Origin of the sequence: Mycobacterium sp. E3198 (genome assembly GCF_001667015.1) — a bacterium.
GTDB lineage: Bacteria > Actinomycetota > Actinomycetes > Mycobacteriales > Mycobacteriaceae > Mycobacterium.
Window position 1 is genome coordinate 105,885 of the sequence record NZ_LZIS01000095.1, and the last position, 23,096, is coordinate 128,980.

Here is a 23,096-nt window from a genome sequence, read left to right on the forward strand (position 1 = left end):
CCGTCCCGGTCACCACCCGCCGATGGGGAAAGGCGCTCGGGCAGCACCCGGCGCCGAATCTCTCAGGCGCCCGGCGAACGGGTGAAGACAGAGGGAGAGGGCCGCTAGTCCCTCGACCTCAGGAGTCCGCCCAGTGCCCGACCAATCCACCTTCGCCGCCCGGCACATCGGCCCCGACGGCCCGGCCGTCGCGGCGATGCTCAGCGTGATCGGTGTCGACTCGTTAGACGAGCTGGCATCGAAGGCGGTTCCCAACGGCATCCTGGACGAGCTCGTGGCCGGCGGCGCCGCGCCCGGTCTGGGCGAGCTGCCGCCGCCGGCCAGTGAGGCCGAGGCGCTGGCCGAGTTGCGGCGGCTGGCCGACGCCAACACCGTGGCCGTGTCGATGATCGGGCAGGGCTACTACGACACGCTCACGCCGCCGGTGCTGCTGCGCAACATCATGGAAAACCCGGCCTGGTACACCGCCTACACGCCGTATCAACCCGAGATCAGCCAGGGCCGGCTGGAGGCGCTGCTGAATTTCCAGACGATGGTGGCCGACCTGACCGGCCTCGAGGTCGCCAACGCGTCGATGCTCGACGAGGGCACCGCGGCGGCCGAAGCCATGACCCTGATGCACCGCGCCACCCGCGGCGGCTCGAACCGGCTCGCGGTCGACACCGACGTCTTCGCCCAGACCGCGGCCGTGCTGGCCACCCGGGCCACGCCGCTGGGCATCGAGATCGTCACCGCCGACCTGCGAGACGGCCTGCCGGACGGTGACTTCTTCGGCGTCGTCGCCCAGCTGCCCGGCGCCAGCGGGCGGGTCAGCGACTGGTCGGCGCTGGTTTCTGAGGCGCACGACCGGGGCGCGCTTGTCGCCGTCGGTGCGGACCTGCTGGCGTGCACGCTGATCACGCCGCCGGGGGAGATCGGCGCCGACGTCGCGTTCGGCACCACCCAAAGATTCGGCGTGCCAATGGGATTCGGCGGCCCGCACGCCGGCTACCTGGCGGTCCACGCCAACCACGCGCGCCAGCTGCCGGGGCGGCTGGTCGGGGTGTCGGTGGACGCGGACGGGTCGCCGGCCTACCGGCTGGCGCTGCAGACCCGCGAGCAGCACATCCGGCGCGACAAGGCGACCAGCAACATCTGCACCGCCCAGGTGCTGCTGGCCGTGCTGGCCGCGATGTACGCCAGCTACCACGGCGCCGACGGCCTAACGGCGATCGCGCGCCGGGTGCACGGCCGTGCCGAGGCGATCGCCGCCGCGCTCGGCGACGCGCTGGTGCACGACACGTACTTCGACACGGTGCTGGCCCGGGTGCCGGGCCCGGCCGACGAGGTCGTCGCCGCGGCCAAAGCCGACGGCATCAACCTGTGGCGCGTCGACGACGATCACGTCTCAGTCGCCTGCGACGAGGTCACCACCGACGAGCACGTCGCCGCGGTGCTCGAGGCGTTCGGCGTCCGGGCCGCCGAGCCGGCCGGGGTCGACATCGCGACCCGCACCTCGGAGTTCCTGACGCATCCCGCGTTCACCCAATACCGCACCGAAACGGCGATGATGCGTTACCTGCGCACGCTCGCGGACAAGGATATCGCCTTGGACCGCAGCATGATTCCGCTCGGCTCCTGCACGATGAAACTCAACGCCGCCGCCGAGATGGAACCGATCACCTGGCCGGAATTCGCCCGCCTGCATCCGTTCGCGCCCGCCTCCGACACCGCGGGAGTGCGCCGGCTGATCGCCGATCTGGAGCGCTGGCTGGTGCAGATCACCGGCTACGACGCCGTCTCGCTGCAGCCCAACGCCGGCTCCCAGGGGGAGTACGCCGGCCTGCTGGCGATCCACGACTACCACGCCAGCCGGGGCGAACCGCACCGTGACGTCTGCCTGATCCCGTCCAGCGCGCACGGCACCAACGCGGCGTCGGCCGCGCTGGCCGGGCTGCGGGTGGCCGTGGTCGCCTGCCGCGACAACGGCGACGTCGACCTCGACGACCTGCGCTCCAAGGTGGCCGAACACGCCGACCGGCTGGCGGCGCTGATGATCACCTACCCGTCCACGCACGGCGTCTACGAGCACGACATCGCCGAGATCTGCGCGGCCACCCACGACGCCGGCGGCCAGGTCTACATCGACGGCGCCAACCTCAACGCGTTGGTCGGGCTGGCCCGCCCGGGCCGCTTCGGCGGCGACGTCAGCCACCTGAACCTGCACAAGACGTTCTGCGTCCCGCACGGCGGCGGGGGCCCCGGCGTCGGGCCGGTGGCGGTGCGCTCCCACCTCGCCCCGTTCCTGCCGGGCCACCCGTACGCCCCGGAATTGCCCGGGGGGCATCCGGTGTCGTCGGCGCCGTACGGGTCCGCCTCGATCCTGCCGATCACGTGGGCCTACATCAGGATGATGGGCGCCGCGGGCCTGCGGGCGGCCTCCCTCACCGCGATCGCCTCGGCCAACTACATCGCGCGGCGCCTCGACGAGTACTTCCCGGTGCTGTACGCCGGCGAGAACGGCATGGTCGCCCACGAGTGCATCCTGGACTTGCGCGGCATCACCAAGTCCACCGGGGTCACCGTCGACGATGTGGCAAAACGGTTGGCCGACTACGGCTTTCACGCGCCCACCATGAGCTTCCCGGTGGCCGGCACGCTGATGGTGGAGCCCACCGAGAGCGAGACCCTGACCGAAGTCGATGCCTTCTGCGAGGCCATGATCGCGATCCGCGGCGAGATCGACCGCGTGGGTTCAGGGGAGTGGTCCGCCGACGACAACCCGCTGCGGGGCGCGCCGCACACCGCGGAATGCCTGCTGGTCTCCGACTGGGACCACCCGTACACCCGGGAGGAGGCCGCCTACCCGCTGGGCACGGGCTTCCGGCCCAAGGTGTGGCCTCCGGTGCGCCGCATCGACGGCGCCTACGGCGACCGCAACCTGGTCTGCTCCTGCCCGCCGGTGGAGGCGTTCGCCTAGCGGCCGGTCCTCAGCCGAAGCGCTCGAGGATCGCCGCCGCGATCTCGTCGGGCGCGTCCTCCTGGATGAAGTGCTTGGCGTCGGGCAACTCGACGACGACGTGGTCGGGAAACGCCGCGCGCATCCGCGGGAGCGTCGGCCCGGGCCGAAACGCGAAGTCCTTCATGCCCCAGACGAACAGCGCGGGCTTGGCGCCCAGTGTGGCGGGCACCTCGCGGGCGAGCCGGCCCAGCAGCCGATGGGCCGCCAGGATCTGCTTGGGCATCTCGGCCACGCCCCTGCGCGCCTCCGCGCTGGGCTGCACGGCCCGGTAGTGCTGCATCACCGCCGCACTCGGCCGATGCTGGGTTCCCGCCGGGATCAGCCGTTCGACGAAGAAGTTGCGGTGCAGGACGGCGTATTGCAGGGGTGGGCTGGACATGACCCGGCTGAACGCCTTGGTGGCGAACGTGTCCGCCGGCCAGAACCAGGTGTTGCCCAGCACGACCCCGCGCACCCGGTCGGCGCGCTCGACGGCGACGGCCATGCTGATCGGGCCGCCCCAGTCCTGGCCCATGGTCAGGTAGCCGTCGAGCCCGAGGTGATCGACGAACTCGCCGACCACCCGGGCGTGCTCGTCGATGGTGAAGCCGAACCCCGCGGGCCGCTCCGACAGCCCGAAGCCGAGGTAATCGGGTGCGATGCAACGAAACCGGTCGCGCAGCGCGACGATGATGTTTCGGTACAGGAAGCTCCACGTCGGGTTGCCGTGACACAACAACAGCGGCGGGCCGTCGCCCTCGTCGACGTAATGGAGGCGTCCGCGCGAGCTGTCGAACCAGCGGGACGTAAACGGGTAGAGCTGGGGATCCGGGGTGAAATCGATCTTCATGACGCTCCCTTCGGCAACGCCCACGATGCTATGCGGGAGGGGTGACAGCGTCTCAGCTCGCGAGCGTAACCCCACCGCGAAAAACCGGGCCGAATTTCGCCGCGCAGTTACGCTCGCGGCAGGTCGAGCGGCAGCGGCCCCTCAGCTCAAGAACGAGTTCAGCGCCGCGGCGAGGTCGGGGGACGCCGACGTCGCCAGGTTCTGGTAGCCGCCGCCGCTGAGTTGGGCGACGGCCTCCCACGTCGACCGGTCCGGGTCGCCGCCGAAGTCGATGACGTTGACCGCGATCGGTTTGGCCGGATCGGCGCTCTTGCGGATGAAGTCCTGCAGGCCCGCGCCGTCCAGCGTCTGGTCGGTATGCGGCCCCGAGGTGATCACCAAAATCGAATCCGCCTGCCCCGCATGATAATTGGTCTGCATCTCCTGGTAGATCATGCGCAGGGTGGTGAACGACACCGCGCCGCCCGCCGACGAATACTGCTTGTCCAGCGCCGCCGCCAGCGCCGCCGAGCGCGGCTGGCCGTTAACCGGGTCGCCCAGCGGTCCGCCGGGCACCTCCGAGCGGCCCTCGTGGCCGTCGAACGTCCACAACCCCACGCTGGCGCTCGGCGGCAACGACTTGAGCTTGTCCCGCAGCGCGCCGATCACGTTGGCGAGCCTGGTCTTTCCGCCCTCGTCGGCGGGCATCGACTGGTCGAGCATGATGGTCGCGGCCAGCCCGCTCGACGGGGCGGCCATGGCCTCGGCGAGCGTCGCACGCATCGCGTCGTCGCCCACCGACAGCGTGGCGGGCAGCGCCGGGAAACCGGTGACCGCGCTGCTCGGCGGCTTGACTCCGTTGACCCGGAAGCCGGCCTTGGCCAGCTTCGCGAGTTGCTCGGGCTTTTGCAGGAAGCGGGCGAACCCGCTGGCCGCGGAAGTCTGCTCCTGCGTCAGCCACGAGCCCGCGAGCAGCACCGCCGGAAAATCGGCGACGGGCACGGGGCCCGGCGGCACCCAGGAGGCGAGGGTGCTCTTGGCGTCGGACAGCGACTGGCCGCGCGCGAACAGCTGCTGCTCGGTGGTGATGACCGCGTGCACCGGCGCGCTCGCCGCATCGCCGGGCCTCAGCAGGGCGTTCATCGCCTCGGTCAGCGAGCTGTCGGCCAGCTTGGGCTGCGCGCCCAACAACGTGCGGACGGCGCCGGTGCCCTGCGTCGGCGGTGCGCCGGCGGGAACCGACGCGGCGGCGACGGCCTCGCCGGCCAAAAACGCGGCGTCGGCGTTGCCGCTGGTGGGCAGCGCCAGCCGCAGCGATCCCCAGCCCGGCAGGTTCAGGCCGGCCAGCGCGTTCGGGTTGGTTTGCAGGCCGGGCAGCGCCGCCCAGCTCTGGCTGGCCAGGGCCTGCCCGAGCTCGGGCCGCACGGCGAGCATGACCGGCGAGGTGACCAGCGAATGGCTTTCGGTGATCGTCTTCTGGCCCGCGGTGGCGGCGAGCCGCGCAGCGGACACCGAGCTGCCCGGGATCCACAGCGCCGGCTGGCCGCCCAAATCGGCCGGCCACTTCCCGACGAATCCGTTGAGCACGGCGTCGGAGCCGGCCGGTTTGACGCTCACCACCATGCAGTGATCGCCGACCGGGCCGGCCGTGGAGTTGTAGCTCTCGGCGAGCTGCTGCACGGGCTCGGAGATCGACGGGTCGGCGATGACGGCGACCGCCTCCTGGCCGCCGACGCAGCGCGCGGCGGCGTTGTGCGAGCGGTGTGACAACGCGTCCCCGAAGAAGCTCCACAGGATCACGGTGCCCACCACGACGACCACGGCGACGAGAGCGACGATCACCCCGATGCTGACCCCGCGGCGCCCGCCGTCGCTGCGGTGGCCGCCGAGGCGCTCGCCGAGGCCACGGTGCCCGCCGCGGAACGGGGCGGTCGACGGCTCGGCGTCAGCCGAACCCGCGCTGCGCGGCGGGAATTCCGGATAGTCATCGGCGGTGGGCGCGAACGTGTCGTCGCCGGGATAGGGGTCGCCGCCCTCGGCGCGAAAGGCCCGGTCGACGTCGTCGTCTGAGCCCCAATAACTGTCCTCGGCCGAGGCATCGCGGTGGTGGTGGCCCGTGTCCTCGGCAGCGTCCTGATCGTCGGCGGAGTATTCGTCGGCCGGCGCAGCGACCGCGTCATCCGGGTCGGGCATGCTGTGCCTACCCATACCGGTACCCGCCGCCTTTCCGTCGACTCATCGTGTGAAACGTTGTGGACTCGGCCCAGATTCTAGTCACCGGCCGCGCTACTTACCGCATTGTCGAGCGGGTTTCACCCGCCCGCGGCGCGGGCTTTGAACTCGCGCCGGCGCCGATGCAGGATCGGCTCGGTGTAGCCATTGGGCTGCTGCGTTCCGGACAGGATCAGCTCCTGGGCGGCCAGGAAGGCGACGCTGTCGTCGAAGTTGGGCGCCATCGGCAGGTACTTCGAGTCACCCGCGTTCTGCTGATCCACCATCGGGGCCATCCGCTCCAGGCTGGCGCGGACATCCTCGCTGGTGATGACGCCGTGCTTCAGCCAGTTGGCCAGCAGCTGGCTGGAGATCCGCAGCGTGGCGCGGTCCTCCATCAGCGCGACGTTGTGGATGTCGGGCACCTTGGAGGACCCGACACCCTGGTCGATCCAGCGCACCACGTAGCCCAGGATGGACTGGCAGTTGTTGTCGACCTCCTCGCGGATCTCCTCCGGGGCCCAGGCCAGCTCCTTGGCGAGCGGAACGGTGAGCAGCTGATCGATGCCGGCCCGCTTCTTGCCGGCCAGCTCGTTCTGCACCTCGAAGACGTCGACCTTGTGGTAGTGCATGGCGTGCAGGGTGGCTGCCGTCGGCGACGGCACCCAGGCGGTGCTGGCGCCCTGCTTCGGCTGGCCGATCTTCTGCTCGACCATGTCGGCCATCAGCTCGGTCATGGTCCACATGCCCTTGCCGATCTGGGCGTGCCCGGCGAAGCCGGCCGCCAGGCCGGTGTCGACGTTGTTGTCCTCGTAGCCCAGGATCCACGGCTGGGTCTTCATCGCGCCCTTGCGGACCATCGGGCCGGCCTCCATGGAGGTGTGGATCTCGTCGCCGGTGCGGTCCAAAAAGCCGGTGTTGATGAACACGATCCGGTCGGCGGCGGCCTTGATGCACGCCTTCAGGTTGACGGTGGTGCGCCGCTCCTCGTCCATGACGCCGACCTTGAGGGTGGTCTGCGGCAGCCCGAGCACGTCCTCGACCCGGCTGAACAGCTCGGTGGTGTAGGCCACCTCGTCGGGGCCGTGCATCTTGGGCTTGACGATGTAGATGGAACCGGTGCGGCTGTTGACCAGCGGCCCGTTCGCGTCGGTGGCCTTCAGGCCGTGGACGGCGCACAGGCCGGTGAACAGCGCGTCCTGGATGCCCTCGAAGATCTCGTTGCCGTCGGCGTCGACGATCGCGTCGTTGGTCATCAGGTGCCCGACGTTGCGCACGAACAGCAGCGCGCGCCCGGGCAGCACCAGCTCGCCGCCGTCGGGGGTGGTGTAGTGGCGGTCCTGGTTGGGCACCCGGGTGAACGTCTTGCCGTCCTTGTCGACCTCGGCCGCCAGGTCGCCGCGCATCAGGCCGAGCCAGTTGCGGTAGGCGGCGGTCTTGTCGTCGGCGTCGACGGCGGCCACCGCGTCCTCGAAGTCGATGATCGTGGTCACCGCCGACTCCAGGACGACGTCCTTGATGCCGGCGCGGTCAGTCTTGCCGATGGGCGAGGAGGGGTCGATCAGGATCTCGATGTGCAGGCCGTTGTTGGTCAGCAGCACCGACCAGTCGGGGGAGCCGAGCTCGCCGCTGTATCCGACGAACTTCTCGGGGCTGGCCAGGCCGGTGGACTCACCGCCGAGGTCAACCTGCAGCCGGCCGTCGTCGATGCTCACGCCGGTCGCGTCCGCCCAGGAGCCCGACGCCAGCGGCACGGCCTCGTCGAGGAACGCCCGGGCGTAGGCGATCACCTTGTCGCCGCGCACCCTGTTGTAGCTGGTGCCCTGCTCGGCGCCATCGGTCTCCGGGATCACGTCCGTGCCGTAGAGGGCGTCGTACAGCGAGCCCCAGCGGGCGTTGGCGGCGTTGAGCGCGAAGCGGGCGTTGGTCACCGGCACCACCAGCTGGGGGCCCGCCGTGGTGGTGATCTCGGGGTCGACGCCGGACGTGGTGATGCTGAAGTCCGCGGGCTCGGGCAGCAGGTAACCGATCTCGGTCAGGAACTCGCGGTAGGCCTCCGTGTCGATCGGCTCGATGACCCGCTGGCGATGCCACTTGTCGATCTGGGCCTGCAGCTCGTCGCGCCGGTCCAGCAAGCCCTGGTTCTGCGGAGTGAGGTCGGCGACGACTTTGTCGACGCCCGCCCAGAAGCTGTCCGGGTCGAGATCGGTGCCGGGCAGGGCCTCGTTGTTCACGAAGTCGTAGAGCACTTTGGCGACGCGCAGGTTCCCCACCGACACGCGATCAGTCATGTTTCTCCTCCATAATGGGCTCCCTACCGGGCTCCCTCATGGGCCAAGTGGGACCTCACTGGCCTCAACAGGTATCGACGTCAGCCTACCGACCGGCCGCCTGACGACCGTCACCCGGCCGACCCACAACTGCAGGTCACCCGGGTTCGAGCCACAACTATGGCGCCGCGGCGGGCCCTGAGGGCCGCTGCGGTCAACGCATGTTCCGCGGGCCGGGACCCTCTGCTTTCCAGCATTTCCTTGACTGGTAGCCGTTGGAGATCATACGGCCTGCGTCGGGGTGCACCCGCCGGCCAGGCCGGCTATGCGTCGCGCATGGCGCCGACGAGGTCCTCCACCAGATCTTCCATCGCCACCATCGCCACCACCGCCCCGCCGCCGTCGGCCCCGTCGTCGGCGGTCACCAACGCCAGGTGGCTGTTGCTGCGGCGCATCCGCGACAGCGCGTCGGCCAGCGGCAACGACCGCGGGACGCGCGGCAGCGGCCGCACCAGCGCCAGGTCGATCACCGTCTGCGGGTCGTCGCCGAGCGTCAGCACGTCCTTGATGTGGACGTAGCCGATGAACTCTGCGTCGAGGTCCACCACCGGAAACCGCGAGTACCCGGTCCGGGCCAGGGCGTGTTCGACCGCGGCCACGGTCGGCCCGGAGCCCGCCGTGGCCACCGGCACCGCCTGGATCTCCGCCAGCGGCCGCGCCACCTGGCCGACCGTGCGGTGGCGCAGCTGCAGCGCCCGGGTCAGCCTGCCGTGCTCCTCGGCGTCCAGCAGGCCCTCCGACACCGATTCGGAGATCATCACCCGCAGCTCGGTGGTCGAAACCGCCGCGCTGAGTTGCGACTTGGGCTCCACCCGCAGCGCGCGCAGCACCACGTTGGCGCACTTGTCGTAGAACCCGATGAACGGCCGCGCCGCGCGCACGTAGGCCAGGTAGGGCGGAACCAGCAGCATCGCGGCGCGCTCGGGGCCGGCCAGCGCGATGTTCTTCGGCACCATCTCGCCCAGCAGCACGTGCAGCGTCACCACGATCGCCAGCGCGATCACCAACGACACCGTGTGCAGCAGCGCCGGTGGCATGCCCGTCAGCCCCAACGCGCCGCGCAGCAGGTTCGCGACCGCGGCCTCCCCGATCCGGCCCAGCAGCAGCGACGCGACCGTCACCCCGAGCTGCACGCCGGCCAGCATGGACGGAAGATTCTGGCCGGCGCGGATCACCGTGACCGCGCGGGCCTTGCCCTGCTCGGCCAGCGCTTCGAGGCGGTCGCGCCGGGCCGAGATCAACGCGAACTCGGCCCCGACGAAGAACGCGTTCACCCCGATCAGCAGGATCGCCAGCAGCACACCCAGCGTGTCGTTCATCGGGCGCCTTGCCCCGCACCGGTTTCGGCGCGGTTGTCCCGCTCGTGCAGCTCGAGCAGGTCGATCCGGCGACCGTCCATCCGGACCACCGTCGCCCGCCAGCGCAGCGACGAATCCAACAGGCCGTCGGCGTCCAGGCCGGTCAGCTCCACCGTCTCCCCGGCCACCGGAATGTGGCCGATTTCGCGCAGCACCAGGCCGCCGATCGTCTCGTAGGGGCCTTCGGGGGCCCGGTACCCGGTGGCGGCGGCGACCTCGTCGATGCGCAGCAGCCCGTTCACCCGCCAGCCGGTGCCGGCCGCGACGACGTCGGGGGTGGCGTCGTCGTGTTCGTCGCGGACGTCGCCGACGATCTCCTCGATCAGGTCCTCGACCGTCACCATGCCGGCCGTGCCGCCGTATTCGTCGACGACCATCGCCGTTTGCAGGGGGTTGGCGCGGATTTCGGCCATCACCGCGTCGCCGTCCAGCGTCGACGGCACCACCGGAACGTGCTGCGCGAGCGTGGTCAGCAGGGTTGTCGGGCGGTCGGCCGGCGGAATGGCGAACACCTGCTTGACGTGGACGATGCCGACGGTCTCGTCGAGGTCGCCGTCGACGATGGGGAACCGGGAGAAGCCGGACTTGGCGGCCGCGGTCACCAGGTCGGCCACGGTGTCGTCGGTTTGCAGCGCGACGATCTTCGACCTCGGCGTCATCAGCTCCTCGGCCGTCAGTTCGCCGAACTCCAGCGATCGCCGCAGCAAGACGGCGGTGGCGGCGTCCATTGTCCCGCTGCGGGCCGAACTGCGTACCAGGGATGCCAGTTCCTGCGCGGACCGGGCCGAGCGCAACTCCTCGGCCGGCTCGATGCCCAGCTCGCGCACGATCCAGTTGGCCACGCCGTTCGTCAACCGGATGGCCGGGGTGAAGAGCAGGGAGAACAGCAGCTGAAAGCCCACGACGGCCCGGGCGCTCGACAGCGGGCGCGCCACGGCGAGGTACTTCGGCACGAGCTCGCCGAACACCATCGACACCGACGTCACGACCAGCAGCGCCAGGAACGCGATGATGCCCTCGGCCACCCGGTCCGGGACGCCGATCGAGCTCATCGCCGGGTGCGGCAGGTCCGCCACCAGCGGCTCGGTCAGATACCCCGTCGCCAGCGTGGCGGTCGAGATGCCCAGCTGGGCGCCCGACAGCTGAAACGACAGCCGCTGCTGGGCGCGCTGGATGAAACGGTCGCGGCGGCCACCGGCGCGCGCGTTGGCGTCCACCACGCTGCGGTCCAGCGCAGTCAGCGAGAACTCGGCCGCGACGAAGACCCCGTTGGCGAAGATGAGCAACGCGATGGCCAGCACGCTGACCGCGGTGAGGGCGACGTTCACGACCGCTTCCTGCGGAAGGCCCCGGTCGGTGGCGGGGCCTCGACGCGTGCCTGCGGCACGTCATCCCTTTCCCTCGAGGCGGCGCAGCGCTTTGCTGACCGCCGAAAACTCACGTGAATTCACATGGTAGCCAAGACGTCCAGCGGGCAGCACGACCGTCGGCGGCTTAGCGCGATCACCAGCCCAACGGCAGCGGATGTCCCTCGGCGAACCCGGCGGCCGACTGCACCCCGACGACGGCGTGTTCGTGTAGCTCGGCCAGGCTGCCGGCGCCCACGTAGGTGCAGGTGCTGCGCACGCCCGACGTGATGTGGTCGATCAGGTCCTCGACGCCGCCGCGGTCGGGGTCCAGCCCCATCCGCGCCGTCGAGATGCCCTCCTCGAACAGCGCCTTGCGGGCGCGGTCGAACGCGGTCTCGTCGCCGGTGCGCGCGACCACCGCCCGCTTGGACGCCATGCCGTAGCTCTCCTTGTAGGGCTGGTCGTCGCGGTCGCGCATCAGGTCTCCGGGCGACTCGTACGTCCCGGCGAACCATGACCCGATCATCACGTTCGACGCCCCGGCCGCCAGCGCCAGCGCCACGTCGCGCGGATGGCGGATGCCGCCGTCGGCCCACACATGACCACCGATTTCCCTTGCGGCCGAAGCGCATTCGAGCACGGCGGAGAACTGGGGGCGGCCGACGCCGGTCATCATCCGGGTGGTGCACATCGCGCCCGGCCCGACACCCACCTTGACGATGGTCGCCCCGGCGCCCAGCAGCTCCCGGGTGCCCTCCGCCGACACCACGTTGCCCGCCGCCAGCGGCACACCCAGGTCCAGCTCCGCCACCACCTTGATCGCGTCGAGCGTCTTGACCTGATGCCCGTGCGCGGTGTCGATCACCAGCAGGTCGACGCCCGCCTCGGCCAGCGACCGGGCCTTGGCGCCCACGTCGCCGCTGATGCCGACGGCCGCGCCGACCCGCAGCCGGCCGCGGGCGTCGGTGGCCGGGGTGTACAGGCCCGCGCGGATCGCCCCGGTGCGGGTGAGCACGCCGGCCAGCGTGCCGTCCGCGCCGGTCACCATCGCGACGCCGATCGGGGAGTGCTCGAGCAGGTCGAAGATCTTGCGGGGTTCGGTGCCCACCGGGGCGGTGACGAAGTCGGTCGCGACGACGTCGCGCACCCTGGTGAACCGGTCCACGCCCAGGCAGGAGGATTCGCTGACCACACCGATGGGACGGCCCTCGAACAGCACCACGGCCACGCCGTGCGCGCGTTTGTGGATCAACGCCATGGCGTCGGACACCGAGTCGTCGGGCTCCAGCACCACCGGGGTGTCGAGCACCAGGTCGCGGCTCTTGACGAACTGCACGGTCTGCTGCACCGCGGTGATTGGGAGGTCCTGGGGCAGGATCACGATGCCGCCCCGCCGCGACACCGTCTCGGCCATCCGCCGGCCGGCCACCGCGGTCATGTTGGCGACCACCACGGGGATGGTGGTGCCGGAGCCGTCGGTGCTGGACAGGTCGACGTCGAAGCGCGAGGCCACCTCGGACCGGTTCGGCACGATGAAGACGTCGTTGTAGGTCAGGTCGTAGCCCGGCCGATGCCCGTCCAAGAACCTCATGACAGTCGACTTGCCCCCTTTGCGCCCTCTTACACGGTTTACCCGAGGGTGGCCGCTACGCGGGCACTTCGCTGCGGTCACCGCTCCACAGCGTATGGAAGCGCTTGTCCGGGTCGTCGTCGATGCGGCCGTAGGTGTGGGCGCCGAAGAAGTCGCGCAGCCCCTGGGTGAGCGCCGCGGGCAGCCGCTCGGTGCGCAGCGCGTCGTAGTAGGACAGCGCCGAGGAGAAGCCCGGGATCGGGATGCCCAGCTGCGTGGCGGTCACCACGACGCGGCGCCAGCCGTCGATCGCGGCCTCGATCGCGCTGCGGAAGTACGGCGCGACGATCAGCGTCGGCAGGTCGGGGTCTTCGTCGAACGCATCCTTGATCCGGTTGAGGAATTTCGCCCGGATGATGCAGCCGCCGCGCCAGATGGTGGCCAGGTCGCCGGGCGTGATGCCCCAGTCGTATTCGGCGCTGCCGGCCTGGATCTGGTTGAAGCCCTGGGCGTAGGCGATGATCTTCGACGCGTACAGGGCCTGGCGGACGTCCTCCACGAATTGCTTTGCATCGCTTGGCTTTTGACCGAGCGCGCCGGAGGCCAGCCCGGTGGTGGCCTTGCGTTGGGTCACCGAACCCGACAGCGCCCGGGCGAACACGGCTTCGGCGATCCCGGTCACCGGGACACCGAGGTCCAGGGCCGACTTCACGGTCCAGCGGCCGGTGCCCTTCTGCTCGGCCTCGTCGAGGATGACGTCGACGAGCGGCTTGCCCGTCTTCGCGTCCTTCTGGCGCAGCACCTGGGCGGTGATCTCGACCAGGAAGCTGTCCAGGTCGCCGGAGTTCCACTCGTCGAACACGTCGGCGATCTCGTCCGCGGTCTTGCCGAGCCCGTCACGCAGCAGCTGGTAGGCCTCGCCGATCAGCTGCATGTCGGAGTACTCGATGCCGTTGTGCACCATCTTCACGAAGTGCCCGGCGCCGTCGGGGCCGATGTGCGTGCAGCACGGCACCCCGTCGACGTGGGCGGAGATCTCCTCGAGCAGCGGGCCCAGCGACTTGTACGACTCGGCGGGCCCGCCCGGCATGATCGACGGCCCGTTGAGCGCGCCCTCCTCGCCGCCGGAGATGCCGGCGCCGACGAAGTGCAGGCCGCGCTCGCGCATCGCCTTCTCGCGGCGAATGGTGTCGGTGTAGAGGGCGTTGCCGCCGTCGATGATGATGTCGCCCTCCTCCATGGCGTCGGCGAGCTCGTTGATGACGGCGTCGGTGGGGTCGCCGGCCTTGACCATGATGAGCACCCGGCGCGGCTTCTCCAGCGCGTCGAGGAACTCCGCGATGGTCTCCGACCGCACGAAGTTGCCCTCGCCGCCGTGCTCTTGGAGCAACGCGTCGGTCTTGGCGACGGACCGGTTGTGCAGCGCGACCGTGTAGCCGTGGTGGGCGAAATTACGGGCGATGTTCGATCCCATGACCGCCAGGCCGGTGACGCCGATCTGCGCGGTACCGGTCTTCGCGTCCGACGAACTCATTGCTGCGCCTCTTTCGTTGGGAGCTGTTCCGAAATTCCTTCGGTCACACTGTGGCACAGCGGGCGGCCGTTCGCCCGGGGCGGTGCGTCAGAGGTTGAACAGCCGTCGCAGCTCGGTGAGCCACGGGACGACCAGCGCGATGGTGGGCACCACCATGACGGCCGCGGCGGCGAGGTACGCGGCCGCCGAGAGTTTCAGGCTGTTGCCGCGCCCGGACAGCCGGCGCACCCGCACCACCGTGCTGGGGCCGCCGACGGCCAGGGCGCCGGACGGTGCCCGCCCCGACGCGCAGGCCACCAGCGCGCGGGCCAGGGGAGTGCGGCCGGTTGCGCGTACCGCCGCGTCGTCGGCCAGCAGCTCGACGAGCAGTTGGACCGCGCGCAGCGCGTTGGTGCTGCGCACCAGCCGCGGGAACGCGGCGTGCACGGCGGTGAACGCCTCCAGCACCAAGTCGTGGCGGGCCCGCAGGTGGGCCCGCTCGTGGGTGAGGATCGCCGCCACTTCCTCGTCGGCGAGCGTGGTCAGCGCTCCCTCGCTGACCACGACCCGGCTCCGGACGCCGGGCAGGCAGTAGGCGAGCGGCTGCCGGACATCCAGGACGCGGAGGTCGCGGGTGCGGGCGCACGGCTGGGCGCTGGCCGCGTCGTGCCCGACGCCGACCAGGTCGACGACCATGCGGTGATGGGCCCGCCGGCGCCGATTCGCGATGGCCACCCGCAGGACGGCGACCACGAGCCGGGCGCCGACCACCACGGTCAACGCGAAGACCGCGATGTAGGCGGTCCAGAGCGGCCAGCCGAGCCGGCCGGCGGCGCCGAGGACGCTGGTCGTGGGCCGCCCGTCGGGGCCGGGCACGAGCAGCCTGCTGGCGATCGCGATTCCGGCGCTGAACGCCGAGAGCACGGCGGCCAGGGCGACGGCCTGCCACAGCACCATCGCGGCGCGGGGCGCGCGCAGCGGCCACGTCGCTCGTGCCAGCAGGGCCGGCGCCGGGCCGACCAACAGCACCGCGAGAAGGGTGAAGGCCAGCGCTGACACGCTGCTAGTCTCCCTCAGTCCTCCGCCGCCGCGCCAGCCGACGGCGTGTTGTCGCGTTGATGGGCTTCCAGTTCGGCGAGCGCGCGCCGCAGCGCCTCGGCCTCGTCGGCGCCCACCCGCTCGACGAAGTGCACCAGCGCCGCCTGCCGGTCCCCGGAGTCCTCCGCCTGCGCCAGCGCATCGACCATGAGGCCGGCGACCAGCTCGTCGCGACCGTGCACCGGCGCGTAGCGGTGGGCGCGGTCGTCGCGGATCTGGGAGACCAGGTTCTTCTTGGCCAGCCGCTGCAGCACGGTCATGATCGTCGTGTAGGCCAGGTCGCGGCGCGCCGACAACGCCTCGTGAACCTGGCGGACGGTTTGGGGTTCGGCCGTGGACCACAAGTGGTCCATCACGGCGCGTTCCAGATCCCCCAGCCGGGTCAGCTTGGCCATAGTGCGTTCATCTCCTGAGCGTCGAAACAAGCGTACTCCGCGTACTACTGACGGTCGTACCAACACGATCTCGATGCGACTTGTTTCGGCGAAAACATCCCTTGCGAAATTAGGGCAGCCTTGCCTATGCTGATTCCGGTCGAGCGACAATGACCGTGGCAGAGTCCTGAGGGCTGCAGCGACCCCCGGTCTACTCGATCGGCGAGCCCCGCGCCCGGCGCGGGGCTCGCCTGTTTTGCAGTCACGCGCTCCGGCCCGGCGTTGCCGGGTCGCCCATGGTGTAGACACATAACGTGCCACCGCCGCCCGACCCGACGCTGCCGCCGAACTTCACCGCGCCGTTCGACACCGAGCTGGGGCTGCGGTTCACCGAGCTGGGTCCCGACGGCGCCCGCGCGCAACTCGAGGTCGCCCCGAAACTGTTGCAGCCGATGGGCCTCGTGCACGGCGGCGTCTACTGCTCGATGATCGAGAGCATGGCCAGCGTGTCCGCCTATACCTGGCTCAACACGAAAGGCGACGGCGGCAACGTCGTGGGCGTCAACAACAACACGGACTTCCTGCGCTCGATCGGTTCCGGCACGGTGTACGGCAGCGCCGAACCGATTCATCGCGGCCGGCGCCAGCAGCTGTGGCTCGTCACGATCACCGACGACAACGAGCGGGTGGTGGCCCGCGGCCAGGTGCGGCTGCAGAACCTCGAGGCGTAATTCCCAGCAAGTTCCCAGCGGCCGGCCAGTTGTTATGGAGGCTTGCCGCGCCGCGGTTCCCCGCACCCGAAAACGCCTGTTCCGCAAGGAAAAACCCGGCGCCCTCAATCCGGCGCCCGGCCCGGCCCGTGTTCGCGGCGTCCGGTCGAGGCTTCGCGAACGCCGCGAGCCGGCGGGCGGATCCCCAAGCCTGTTCGGAGCCGAATACCCTTGCCCTGCAAGGATTGTCGGAGGCCGACCGGAGTCCACAGGCGGGCCGGCCACCGCGCTCGGGCGCGCCCGGTCGCCGCGGCGCGACACGGCCGCCGCCGTAAGTTGCGGTCGCCGAACGAGCCGGTACCTTCAATAGCGGCGCGCCGCAGGGGCCGCCCGGACGAGTTCGCCGTACCCGGAAAGCGAAAAGACGGCGACCGCGGGACGATGCCTGGCGCGCCGGGTCATTTTCAACGATGGCTCCTGTATTCGCCCTCCGCTTAGACTCCGGTCGCCGGGGCATCCTCCGCCGTGAATTCATTCGCGACGAGAGGAAATTCGATGTTCAATCCGTTCGCCGGACAAGCTGACATCCCCAACCGGGAGGGCAGCTGGGCGCAGCAGGCCGAGGCGGAGTTGTCCACCCGCCGGCATCGCGAAGAGATCGAGCGCTGCCTGGCCCACGGCCTCGAGGCGGCCCCCACGATCAACGACCGCACGCTGTCGACCTTTGCCCGTGGCGAGCTGCCGCACTTCGCCGGGGAGCGCGGGACGTTCCTGAAGTGCCCGTTCCTGGAAGACGTGAACGACGTGGGCGACGCCGAGGTGGCCGTGTTCGGGGCGCCGCTGGACGCCGGCACCACCTACCGGCCCGGCACCCGGTTCGGCCCGATGGGAATCCGCCGCTCCACCAACCTGTTCGGCACGTACTGCTACGAACTCGGGGTGGATCTGCGGGAACAGCTCAACATCGTCGACATCGGCGACGTGCTCACCATTCCCGCCAACATCGAGAAGTCGTTCGATCAGATCAGCACCGCGATGTCGCACGTGGTTTCCAAGGGCGTGTTCCCGGTGATCCTGGGCGGCGACCACTCGATCGGGTTCCCGACGGTGCGCGGCCTGGCCCCGCACATGGACGGCAACGTCGGCATCATCCACTTCGACCGCCACGTCGACACCCAGGAAACCGATCTCGACGAGCGGATGCACACCACGCCGTGGTTCCACGCCACCAACATCAAGAACGCGCCGGCCACCAACCTGGTCCAGATCGGCATCGGCGGCTGGCAGGCCCCGCGCGCCGGCGTGCAGGTGGGCCGGCAGCGCGGCAGCACCGTCATCACGGTGGGCGACGTCGAGCGCGTCGGCATCGAGAAGATCGCCGAGATTGCGCTCGAGACGGCGTGGAAGGACGCCAAGGCGGTCTATCTGTCGTTCGACATCGACGTGATCGACGCCGGCTTCGTGCCCGGCACCGGCTGGCCCGAGCCGGGCGGCCTGTTGCCGCGCGAAGCGCTGAACCTGATCCGGATGATCTCCGAACCGGGACTGAACGGCATCGAGGTGGTGGAGTGCTCTCCGCCCTACGACTGGGCCGAGCAGACCGCGCTGATGAGCAGCCGGGTCATCCTGGACAGCCTGGCCGTCATGGTGCGGGCCGGAAAGCTCGGCAAGAAACCGGCCGCCATGAAGCGCCACGCGTGGGGGCCGTTTAACGACTAGCCCCCGGACCGCAAGTCCGCCGCCCGGATGGCAAGTGTCATTGCTAAGTGAGCCAATGGCAAAGCCATCCGGGCCAGACCGTATTGGCGCGGGCCCGTCGATCGAGCGTGCGTGACAGCGCCGATCGCGCGCCCGGTGGGCGACGGGGGATTGCGGTGGTGGGGACGGAGCGTACCGATGCGGCCGTCGGCGAGGCCGACGCTTTCTATCCCGTAACATCTTGCGGGCCAGTACTTTTCCGCGATGCGTGGGCCCGCAATCGCGCGCGCCCGAGGCCATCGGCGGGTGGCTGCGACGGTTTCGGTCGAGCCCGACCGAGCCTTGACTGGCCGCCGCCGACGTCGTCGGGCTGCGCCGATCGCCGGCGCCTGACCAGGAGGCCTTACAGCTAATTCTCAGTTATTAGCCAGCCTCGTTACAGCGAACTGCGTCACCATGTAGTCATTGTGCGGCGATCTGGACGCTGGTATGGCGAAGTGCACGTCGGTGCGCTGTTGTACACGTCGCGGGGGACACCATATCGCGCGCAGCACAAGGCGTTCAAAAGCGAGCGCCCAACCATCGTTCGCGCGGGCACAGCGGCCGGACCAGTGTGTGCCTGCGCCGGGTGGGCTTACCAGGGGGTTTTGTGACGCTGGATTTTGCAACGTTGCCGCCGGAGGTCAACTCCGGACGCATGTATGCGGGGCCGGGCTCGGGGCCGATGGTGGCCGCCGCCGCGGCCTGGGACGGGTTGGCCGCGGAGCTCAATATCGCGGCCAGTTCGTATCGCTCGGCGGTCTCCGAGCTCACAGGAGGCCCGTGGGTGGGTCCGTCGTCGACCACGATGCTGGCGGCGGTGACGCCGTACATGTCGTGGATGACCGCCACGGCCGCGCAGGCCGAGCAGGCGGCCGGTCAGCTCAAGTCGGCGATCGCGGCCTACGAGGCCGCGTTTGTCGCGACCGTGCCGCCACCGGAGATCGAGGTGAATAGGGCCCTGCTGGCCGCGCTGGTGGCCACCAACATCCTGGGCCAGAACACCCCGGCAATCATGGCCACCGAGGCGCAGTACGCCGAGATGTGGGCCCAGGACGCCGCGGCGATGTACGGCTACGCCGGGGCGTCGGCGGCCGCGACGAAGCTGATTCCCTTCGCCGCACCGCCGCAGACGACCAACCAGGCCGGCACGGCCACCCAAGCCGCCGCGGTCAGCCAGGCGGCGGCGTCGGCGGCCGGCCCCGGCACGCAGTCCGGCCTGACTCAGGCGATGAACCTGGTGCCGGCCGCGCTGCAGGGTCTCGGGTCGGGGGGATCGCTCGACCCGATCTCGTTCGTGGAACAGGTGCTCGGCACCACGACCGGCCAGGCCCTCAACACCTTCAGCACGGACTTCGGCAACTGGGCCCTTGTCATCAGCGGGCCGTTGTTCACGGCTTCGGGTATCACGCCGCTGCTGGGCGGCCTCTACGGGCTGGGGCTGCCGCAGGCCGCCTCGGTGGCCGGCGCCACGGCACCCGACGCCGGCCTCGGCGCGCTCGCGGGTTCGGTCAACTCGGGAGCCGGCGGATCCGTCGCCGCGAGCGCGGGTGGGGCGGCCTCGATCGGGAAGCTGTCGGTGCCAGAGTCGTGGGCGTCCGCCACGGGGATCCGGCTCGCCGGTAGCGCCTCGCCGTTAGCGGCCGCCGGGACGCCTGCGGCGCCGCAGGCCGGGCCGGCCGGACCCGGCTTCTTCGGCGGTATCCCGCCGGTCGGCAGCGTCGTCAACGCGCCTCGAGGCGAGCAGACCCGAGCGCGAACGGGATCGGGTCAGAAAGTCGTCCCGGCGATGCCCGGGGAGCAGGGCCCCGACGAGGGCGCGGCCGGCCGCGCCGCACCGCCGCAGCCGGCTCGCCAGCACGTCGCCAGCGCGCTGAGCGACCACGAACGCGAAGAGCTCAGCAAGCTGCGCCAGGAGATCGCCGACGCGGCGATGGAGCGCGATGCGGCAGCGCGCCTGATCAAGGAGGCGATGCTGTGATCGGCGTCCTGGATTTCGCGGGTCTGCCGCCCGAGGTCAACTCCGCCCGGATGTACGCGGGCCCGGGGCCGGAGTCCCTGACCGCGGCGGCGGCGGCGTGGGAGACGCTGGCGGCCGAGTTGGGTTCGACGGCGAGTTCGTATCGCGCGGTGGTGTCCGGGCTCACCGGCGGGCCCTGGGTGGGTCCGTCGTCGGAAACCATGACGGCCGCGCTGACGCCGTACCTGTCGTGGATGACCGCGACCGCCGCCCAGGCCGCGCAGACCGCCGGTCAGCTCGGCTCGGCGGTCGCGGCCTACGAGGCGGCGTTCGCGGCCACGGTGCCTCCGGCGGAGATCGAGGTGAACCGGGCGCTGTTGGCGTCGCTGGTGGCCACCAACACGTTCGGGCAGAACACCCCCGCGATCGCGAGCACCGAGGCGCAGTACGAACAGATGTGGGCGCAGGACGCCGCGGCGATGTACGGCTACGCCGGGGCGTCGGCGGCAGCGACAAGGTTGACGGCGTTCGGCACACCGCCGCCGACCACCAATCAGGCCGGGACGGCGAATCAGGGCTCCGCGGTCAGCAACGCCGCCGCCACGGCGACGGGCGCCAGCACGCAATCGACGCTCGCGAACGTGCCGAACCTGCTGCAGGGCATGTCGGCGCCGGCGGCATCCGCCCCCGCGTCCAACCCGATCATCGACTACCTCAACGGGCCGAATCCGATCCTCAACACGCTGAACAGCTACCCGTTCCAGACGTTCCACACGCTGAGCGCCGGAACGGTGGGCTATCAGATCCTCTCCGAGGGCCTCAACTTCGACGCTTCCGGCGCGATGCTGACCCTCGCGCCGCCGGTGGCCGCGGCGTGGAATCCGTTGGTGGACTCGCTGTCCGCCCCCGCGTCCGCGGCGTCCAGCGCGCCGGGCGCGCTCGGCGCCGGGCTCGGGTCGAGCCTGGCGGGTTCCTCCGGCCCGGGCGCCTCGGCGGGCCTGGGCGGGGCGGCCACCGTGGGCAACCTGTCGGTGCCGCCGTCATGGGGTAGTTCCCCGGGGATCCGGCTGGCCGCGACGGCATTGCCGGCCACCGCGCTGGACGGCTCGCCGCTGGCCGGGCTTGCCGGGCCCGGAGGGTTCTACGGCGGCATGCCCCCGATGGGCCCGGTGGCCAGTGTCGTCAATGCACCACGGGGTGAGGGTCCCCGGGCGCGGTCACGCCACAAGGTGGTCGCGGCGCTGCCGGGAGAGCACGAGGATCCCGCGGCTCCCTGGGTCAAGCCGGGCGTGGCCGCGGACGGCGCGGGCGCGGTCAGCGAACGGGACGAACTCAACCAGCTCCGCAAGGCGGTCGCGGACGTCACCAGGCAGCGCGATGTGCTCAAGCGCACGGCCGCGACGCTGATTAAGGAGGGCACGCAGAAGTAACCGTGAAAAGCGGATTGTCACAACAGTTTTCGATGATTGGGGTCGGTTCAATTGTTTTTCATGAAGTTTGCCGGGTCTGACCAACGCTTAGCGGACCCGGCCGTCGACGCGAGTCCAACGGTCGTGCCCGACGGTGCGGACCGGGCGCCGCTTCCCACGGGTACGGCCACCGAGGCGGCGCCCGACGTCACGCACGAGGACGAGGACCTCGCCCAGCTGAAGGCGTTGGGATTCTCCTCGGAGTTCAAACGCGACATGAGCCCGTGGGCCAACTTCTCGCTGGGCTTCACCTACCTGTCACCGGTGGTCGGCATCTACACGGTGTTCGCGTTCGCCTTGGCCACCGCCGGCCCGCCGATGATCTGGAGCCTGCTGATCGTCGGCGCGGGCCAGATGCTGGTGGCGCTGGTGTTCAGCGAGGTGGTCGCGCAGTTCCCGGTGGCCGGCGGCGTCTACCCCTGGGCGCGACGGCTGTGGGGCCGCAAATGGGCATGGATGACCGGATGGGTCTACATGTTCTGCCTGCTGGCGCTCATTGCGGATGCGGCCTTCGGCGCGGGCCCGTACCTGGCCGCCATGGTCGGGTTCCGCCCGACCGCGCTGGCCAAGATCTTCTGCGCGCTGGCGGTTTTGGCGGTGGCCACCCTGATCAACCTCACCGGCACCAAGATCCTCGGCTACTTCGCGATCTTCGGCTTCACCGCGGAGTTGATCGGCGCGCTCGTGGTCGGCGTCTGGCTGCTGATCACGCACCGGGCGCACGGCCTGGGGGTGCTGTTCCACAGCTTCAACGCCGAGGGCAGCCACAGCTTCCTGTACGCATTCCTGGCCGCCAGCCTCATCGGCTTCTATCAGTTCTTCGGGTTCGAGGCGTGCGGCGACGTGGCCGAGGAGGTCCGCAACCCGGGCATCCAGATCCCGAAGGCCATGCGCCGCACCATCTATGTCGGTGGGGCGGCCTCGACGTTCGTCTGCCTGAGCCTCATCCTGTCGGTGACCGACTTCGGCGCGGTCATCCGCGGTGAGGACACCAACCCGATCTCGACCGTCTTGCAAAGCGCATTCGGCGACGTCGGATCCAGGGTCGTGCTGGGCATCGTGTTGATCTCGTTCGTGTCCTGCGCGCTGAGCCTGCAGGCGGCCGCCAGCCGGTTGATCTTTTCCTACGGCCGCGACGGGATGATCTTCGGCTCCAAGTTGCTGGCGCGCTTCGATCACAAGAGGCACGTGCCGCCGTTCGCCCTGCTGGCCGCGGTCCTGGTCCCGGGCGGGCTGATCATCGGGACCATCGTCTCCGAGCACCCGCTCAACAAGCTGGTCAGTTTCGGCACGGTCGGCGTCTACCTCGGGTTCCAGATGGTGGTGTTGGCCGCCCTGCGGGCGAGGCTGAAGGGCTGGAAGCCGTCCGGGAAGTACCGGCTGGGCCGGTGGGGGATGCTGGTCAACGTCAGCGCCCTGGTCTACGGCGTCGCGGCCATCGTCAACATCTGCTGGCCGCGCACGCCCGACGCCCCCTGGTACGACAACTACGTCGTACTGCTGATGGCGGGCATCATCATCGGCGTCGGCCTGCTGTACATGGCGTTGGCCCGGTCGTACGCCAACAGCGACGCCGCCTACGCCGACGCCATCCCGCAGCGGGTTTGA

15 protein-coding genes and 1 riboswitch are annotated in these 23,096 nt (G+C 70.3%); of the genes, 6 read left to right on the forward strand and 9 right to left on the reverse strand.

The window, feature by feature from the left end; all coding sequences use genetic code 11:
• Positions 1 to 133: 133 nt before the first annotated feature.
• Entirely contained in the window at positions 134 to 2,959 is a 2,826-nt protein-coding gene (gene gcvP, locus A5673_RS10895; protein ID WP_068231213.1) for an aminomethyl-transferring glycine dehydrogenase, read from the forward strand.
• Between the two features lie 10 nt (positions 2,960 to 2,969).
• Here gcvP and A5673_RS10900 read toward each other — a convergent pair whose 3' ends face one another.
• From A5673_RS10900 to A5673_RS10940, 9 genes are all read right to left on the reverse strand, one after another.
• On the reverse strand, positions 2,970 to 3,830 hold the full coding sequence (locus A5673_RS10900) for a haloalkane dehalogenase (protein WP_068231216.1): 861 nt from the start codon (positions 3,828 to 3,830) through the stop codon (positions 2,970 to 2,972).
• Positions 3,831 to 3,971: 141 nt separating this feature from the next.
• Entirely contained in the window at positions 3,972 to 6,017 is a 2,046-nt protein-coding gene (locus A5673_RS10905; protein WP_068231219.1) for a substrate-binding domain-containing protein, read from the reverse strand.
• A 104-nt stretch (positions 6,018 to 6,121) separates the two neighbouring features.
• A complete protein-coding gene (locus A5673_RS10910) occupies positions 6,122 to 8,311 on the reverse strand; it encodes a malate synthase G (protein WP_068231222.1) in 2,190 nt (729 codons plus the stop codon).
• Between the two features lie 302 nt (positions 8,312 to 8,613).
• Complete coding sequence (locus A5673_RS10915; protein WP_068231225.1) at positions 8,614 to 9,669, reverse strand: hemolysin family protein; 1,056 nt, start codon at positions 9,667 to 9,669, stop codon at positions 8,614 to 8,616.
• Positions 9,666 to 11,036 carry a hemolysin family protein gene (locus A5673_RS10920; RefSeq protein ID WP_068231229.1) on the reverse strand — a complete coding sequence of 457 codons (1,371 nt, stop codon included), beginning with the start codon at positions 11,034 to 11,036 and terminating at the stop codon, positions 9,666 to 9,668. The genes A5673_RS10915 and A5673_RS10920 overlap by 4 nt, the downstream gene beginning before the upstream one ends.
• 175 nt (positions 11,037 to 11,211) lie before the next feature.
• Positions 11,212 to 12,648 carry a GuaB1 family IMP dehydrogenase-related protein gene (locus A5673_RS10925; protein ID WP_068231232.1) on the reverse strand — a complete coding sequence of 479 codons (1,437 nt, stop codon included), beginning with the start codon at positions 12,646 to 12,648 and terminating at the stop codon, positions 11,212 to 11,214.
• A gap of 55 nt (positions 12,649 to 12,703) precedes the next feature.
• The gene (gndA, locus tag A5673_RS10930) at positions 12,704 to 14,161 is read right to left on the reverse strand and encodes an NADP-dependent phosphogluconate dehydrogenase (protein WP_068231235.1); all 1,458 of its coding nucleotides are present in this window, start codon (positions 14,159 to 14,161) and stop codon (positions 12,704 to 12,706) included.
• Between the two features lie 87 nt (positions 14,162 to 14,248).
• Positions 14,249 to 15,199 (reverse strand): M56 family metallopeptidase, encoded by a 951-nt coding sequence (locus tag A5673_RS10935; protein WP_068231238.1) that lies wholly within the window; start codon positions 15,197 to 15,199, stop codon positions 14,249 to 14,251.
• A 14-nt stretch (positions 15,200 to 15,213) separates the two neighbouring features.
• The gene (locus A5673_RS10940; RefSeq protein WP_068231241.1) at positions 15,214 to 15,633 is read right to left on the reverse strand and encodes a BlaI/MecI/CopY family transcriptional regulator; all 420 of its coding nucleotides are present in this window, start codon (positions 15,631 to 15,633) and stop codon (positions 15,214 to 15,216) included.
• Between the two features lie 293 nt (positions 15,634 to 15,926).
• Here A5673_RS10940 and A5673_RS10945 point away from each other — a divergent pair, with 293 nt between their 5' ends.
• The 5 genes from A5673_RS10945 to A5673_RS10965 all read left to right on the forward strand — a co-directional run bounded on the left by A5673_RS10945 (position 15,927) and on the right by A5673_RS10965 (position 23,096).
• The gene (locus A5673_RS10945; RefSeq protein ID WP_068231244.1) at positions 15,927 to 16,343 is read left to right on the forward strand and encodes a PaaI family thioesterase; all 417 of its coding nucleotides are present in this window, start codon (positions 15,927 to 15,929) and stop codon (positions 16,341 to 16,343) included.
• 345 nt (positions 16,344 to 16,688) lie between these two features.
• Positions 16,689 to 16,756: riboswitch (guanidine-III (ykkC-III) riboswitch) on the forward strand.
• A 121-nt stretch (positions 16,757 to 16,877) separates the two neighbouring features.
• Positions 16,878 to 18,041 (forward strand): agmatinase family protein, encoded by a 1,164-nt coding sequence (locus A5673_RS10950; RefSeq protein WP_068231247.1) that lies wholly within the window; start codon positions 16,878 to 16,880, stop codon positions 18,039 to 18,041.
• 676 nt (positions 18,042 to 18,717) lie between these two features.
• Entirely contained in the window at positions 18,718 to 20,040 is a 1,323-nt protein-coding gene (locus A5673_RS30435) for a PPE family protein (protein WP_068231250.1), read from the forward strand.
• Complete coding sequence (locus tag A5673_RS10960) at positions 20,037 to 21,449, forward strand: PPE family protein (RefSeq protein ID WP_068231253.1); 1,413 nt, start codon at positions 20,037 to 20,039, stop codon at positions 21,447 to 21,449. Before A5673_RS30435 ends, A5673_RS10960 begins: the two co-directional genes overlap by 4 nt.
• Positions 21,450 to 21,572: 123 nt before the next feature.
• Positions 21,573 to 23,096 carry an APC family permease gene (locus tag A5673_RS10965; protein ID WP_231970997.1) on the forward strand — a complete coding sequence of 508 codons (1,524 nt, stop codon included), beginning with the start codon at positions 21,573 to 21,575 and terminating at the stop codon, positions 23,094 to 23,096.

Bases quoted from the DNA above. Each gene is read 5' to 3' on its own strand.
- A5673_RS10900 (WP_068231216.1), bottom strand. From the start codon at position 3,830: ATGAAGATCGATTTCACCCCGGATCCCCAGCTCTACCCGTTTACGTCC.
- A5673_RS10905 (WP_068231219.1), bottom strand. From the start codon at position 6,017: ATGGGTAGGCACAGCATGCCCGACCCGGATGACGCGGTCGCTGCGCCG.
- A5673_RS10910 (WP_068231222.1), bottom strand. From the start codon at position 8,311: ATGACTGATCGCGTGTCGGTGGGGAACCTGCGCGTCGCCAAAGTGCTC.
- A5673_RS10915 (WP_068231225.1), bottom strand. From the start codon at position 9,669: ATGAACGACACGCTGGGTGTGCTGCTGGCGATCCTGCTGATCGGGGTG.
- A5673_RS10925 (WP_068231232.1), bottom strand. From the start codon at position 12,648: ATGAGGTTCTTGGACGGGCATCGGCCGGGCTACGACCTGACCTACAAC.
- gndA (WP_068231235.1), bottom strand. From the start codon at position 14,161: ATGAGTTCGTCGGACGCGAAGACCGGTACCGCGCAGATCGGCGTCACC.
- A5673_RS10940 (WP_068231241.1), bottom strand. From the start codon at position 15,633: ATGGCCAAGCTGACCCGGCTGGGGGATCTGGAACGCGCCGTGATGGAC.
- A5673_RS10950 (WP_068231247.1), top strand. From the start codon at position 16,878: ATGTTCAATCCGTTCGCCGGACAAGCTGACATCCCCAACCGGGAGGGC.
- A5673_RS30435 (WP_068231250.1), top strand. From the start codon at position 18,718: ATGTATGCGGGGCCGGGCTCGGGGCCGATGGTGGCCGCCGCCGCGGCC.